We start from the raw sequence: 3,248 nt of genomic DNA on the forward strand, positions 1-3,248 counted from the left end.
TATTATGAAATTGACTCAACTATACTTTTATATAACATAGTCCTAGTACGAATCCCCATCATATCAACCTCTTAAATTAATATATTATTTTCCGCTTCCGATTTTTATAATCTCTAACAAGTTATCACTTTTCTTATGTTTTTCGAACTTTAATTAAAATATATAATAACTTACTTCGCCAATTAGTTAATGTTATACCCCATCACCCAAGCTGTAATTCGATACAGCCATATACTAAATCGAATACAGTTTAAAGGAGATGCCCACTTTTGGTTAATCAATTTTTCCCATTTCTACCCGATGATGACTCACCAGACTTCGGAAGACCTAATTTTCCTGGACCAGGCTTTGAAAGCCCTAACTTTCCCGGACAAAGAGGACCAGGCTTCGGAAACCCAAGTTTTCCTGGACAAGGAGGACCAGGCTTTGGAAACCCAAATTTTCCTGGACAAATTAGACAACCTGGATTCCCTGGACAAGGAGGACTACCCGGATTTCCCGGACAAGGAATACCGCCTGTAGATCGACCCTCTTCTGAAGCACCGACTAGTCCACCCCCTTCCTTTATTCCAACACAACCAGCTATGGCTAGAGATGGCGTTGGGATTTATGCAGTAGATCCGGGAGCAATTCGTGGATGCTTGTACAAATTTACTTATGTATGGTTAAGAAACGGCCGTTCTTTCTGGCTTTACCCTACTTACGTCGGTAGACAATCCATAGCTGGTTTTAGATGGAGTGGCCGTAGATGGAGTTATTATGGAACGGATTTAGAGAGAATTACATCTTTTCAATGTTATTAAATTAACACTTTCTAAAATAGTAAAAGAGGACGTTTTGAAAGTCATCATCCTGACTTTTAAACGTCCTCTTTTCTTTTGATGCTATTAATTCTCTACTAATCTTAAAAAATCTTCGTCATTATCGACTTCTAGAAAAGAATACGCAGATTCTCCTGAGGGATCTTCTAGTGTTGGATCAGCCCCGTATTCATAAAGAATGGATGCCAATTCGTAGTTCTCATCATATAACGCGTTCAATAGTGGAGTTGAGTAGTCATCTTGAATATTCGGATCAGCACCTGCTTCTAATAATAATAGTGCAATATCATTTTCTTGAGAAAAACCAGCATATGTTAAAGCGGTATACCCCTCTGCATCTGTACCGTTTACATTAGATCCTTCTTCAATTAATATATTTATACTTTCCATATCACCATTGTATGCAGCAGTCATAAGTGGGGTTTCACCTTCGGATGTTTCATAATATGCACCTTCTGATAGGAAAGAAGGTATGAAGTTAGCATATACGATTCCTCCCGCAGAAAATAATAAGATAGTTAGCATATAGACTCCAAATATTCCTCCAAATAATAAAGTCGCGCCAAGGGCTATTTTCCCATGATTTGGAACATATGAAGTGTTGCCTTCTACACTCATGTACCGTCCGACGGCTTGAATACGTTTGGGTAAACGCGGATGACTTGATAGTATCTCACTTAACCAAACTGCAACATTCGACTCACTCTTTATTTGTTCTAAATAGGCTTGTTCGTTCACCTCTAAATATAAATCCTTACCTGCTCCTAATATTGTTAGAGCCCTTTTTGCTGCAACCCCATTTTGAGTAAAATATGCTGCTTCCCGGTCACATGTATATTCGCATGACCGGCTATATGCTTGTGATAAAAAAGGAATGAAATTAGAAGGCATTAAAAGCAGATTTTTCCACACATGGCGGCGTTTAATATGGGATAATTCATGAGCAATGATGAAATCTAATTCAGCTGCTCCACCCTGTCTAGCAAGTTCAAATACTTCTGAATAAATAACAACCATGTCACGTCCAAGGAACCTTGTAGCAAAAGCGTTTAAAGCACCTTCCGACTGTACAATAAATACTTCAGGTACTCGCTTTAAACCCATTGCATTTGAATATGCTACTACTCGCTCGTACACATCGGGAAATTGATTTTGTTGCAAACGAATTCCATTACCTCTAATTGATCCGAGCATGATCAAGTTCATATATAACATAACAGCTAGAATACCTATTGCTATACCGATTCCAATAATTGAAACTGCAGCTATGATGTATATAAATACACTAAAAATAATGCTTAAGACGAAGTAAACCGTTTCTCTATCTGATGTTGAATTGTGCGCTTTCATAGACGGCCTCCCTCTTGTATGATATTTACATATAATACTTAATTATATGAATAAATATGAATGTGTCAATAAATTTTAAATTGGAATAAAAATCATTAAAAAGTGATACTATGTAAAAAACATAGTATCACTCACCTTATAAAAATTAGTATTTTAAAAACTTTTGGATTTCCGGGATCAGAAGCTTAGGTTTTTCCATCATACTCATATGTCCAGCGCCCTGTATTAATACTTGAGAAATGGTTTCTTTGTGAACTGAAAATGTTCGGTCAGGCGGGATAACTTGATCTTTTTCACCAGCTATTAAGAGAACCGGAAGAGTGCTATTTTTTAATACAAGATTTCGATCCGGTCTATTTCTCATTGCCTTTAGCATCCCAATTACTCCTTCTTTAGAAGTACCATAGCCAATTTCCTTTGCCTTTTTAACATCTTCTACTTTGTTTTCTAAATTTTCTTGTGCAAATAGTTTTGGGATTAATTCATCAATTAAACTAGATACACCTTCTAAATTAACTTTTTCAATCAATTTATCTCTACCTATTTTTGCTTCCTCAGAATCAGGATGCGCGGTAGAATGTATTAATGAAAAACCATTAAGTCGTTCTTCATACTTCTCTGCAAAAGCTAATGTTATATATCCACCTAAAGAATGTCCAAATAACGTTATTTTGTCCAGCTTTAAACGGTCCAATAACTCTTTTAATGTATCCGCCATATATTCCATTTCATAATTTCCTTTTGAAAAATTAGACTGTCCATGACCTGGTAAATCCGGTACTATGACTCGATTTTTATTTGCTAGAGCAGAAATTACTTTGTCCCAATATAAATGGCTTCCGCAAAAACCATGAAGCAATACAACTGGTTCTCCTTCTCCGAAATCTTGATATGCTAGATTAAGGTTTGATAAATTTATTTGTTGTTGACCCATCATAACAACTCCATTTTTTTAGTTATTATACACATACCCACATTTCAACAAATGTAAGCAGATACATTAGTTTTTTCTAAATAATTCAATAAACTCTACATACTTTGCTGATTTACTATATTAGAGGTTGTTCAAAAAGTATC

At 35.8% G+C, this 3,248-nt stretch carries 3 protein-coding genes; 1 reads left to right on the top strand and 2 read right to left on the bottom strand.

All coding sequences use genetic code 11. From position 1 onward, the window contains the following. Nucleotides 1-269 precede the first annotated feature (269 nt). Nucleotides 270-803: a hypothetical protein gene (locus tag B371_RS0100885; protein ID WP_019412462.1), complete on the top strand. Its 534-nt coding sequence runs from the start codon at nt 270-272 to the stop codon at nt 801-803. A gap of 84 nt (nt 804-887) precedes the next feature. Here the strand turns inward: B371_RS0100885 and B371_RS0100890 are convergent, their stop codons facing one another. Beyond that, the gene (locus B371_RS0100890) at nt 888-2,171 is read right to left on the bottom strand and encodes a M48 family metallopeptidase (protein ID WP_019412463.1); all 1,284 of its coding nucleotides are present in this window, start codon (nt 2,169-2,171) and stop codon (nt 888-890) included. A gap of 145 nt (nt 2,172-2,316) precedes the next feature. Further along, a complete protein-coding gene (locus B371_RS0100895; protein ID WP_019412464.1) occupies nt 2,317-3,105 on the bottom strand; it encodes an alpha/beta fold hydrolase in 789 nt (262 codons plus the stop codon). Between the last annotated feature and the right edge of the window lie 143 nt (nt 3,106-3,248).

Origin of the sequence: Paenisporosarcina sp. TG20, from assembly GCF_000286315.1 — a bacterium.
In the GTDB taxonomy this organism is placed as follows: Bacteria; Bacillota; Bacilli; order Bacillales_A; family Planococcaceae; genus Paenisporosarcina.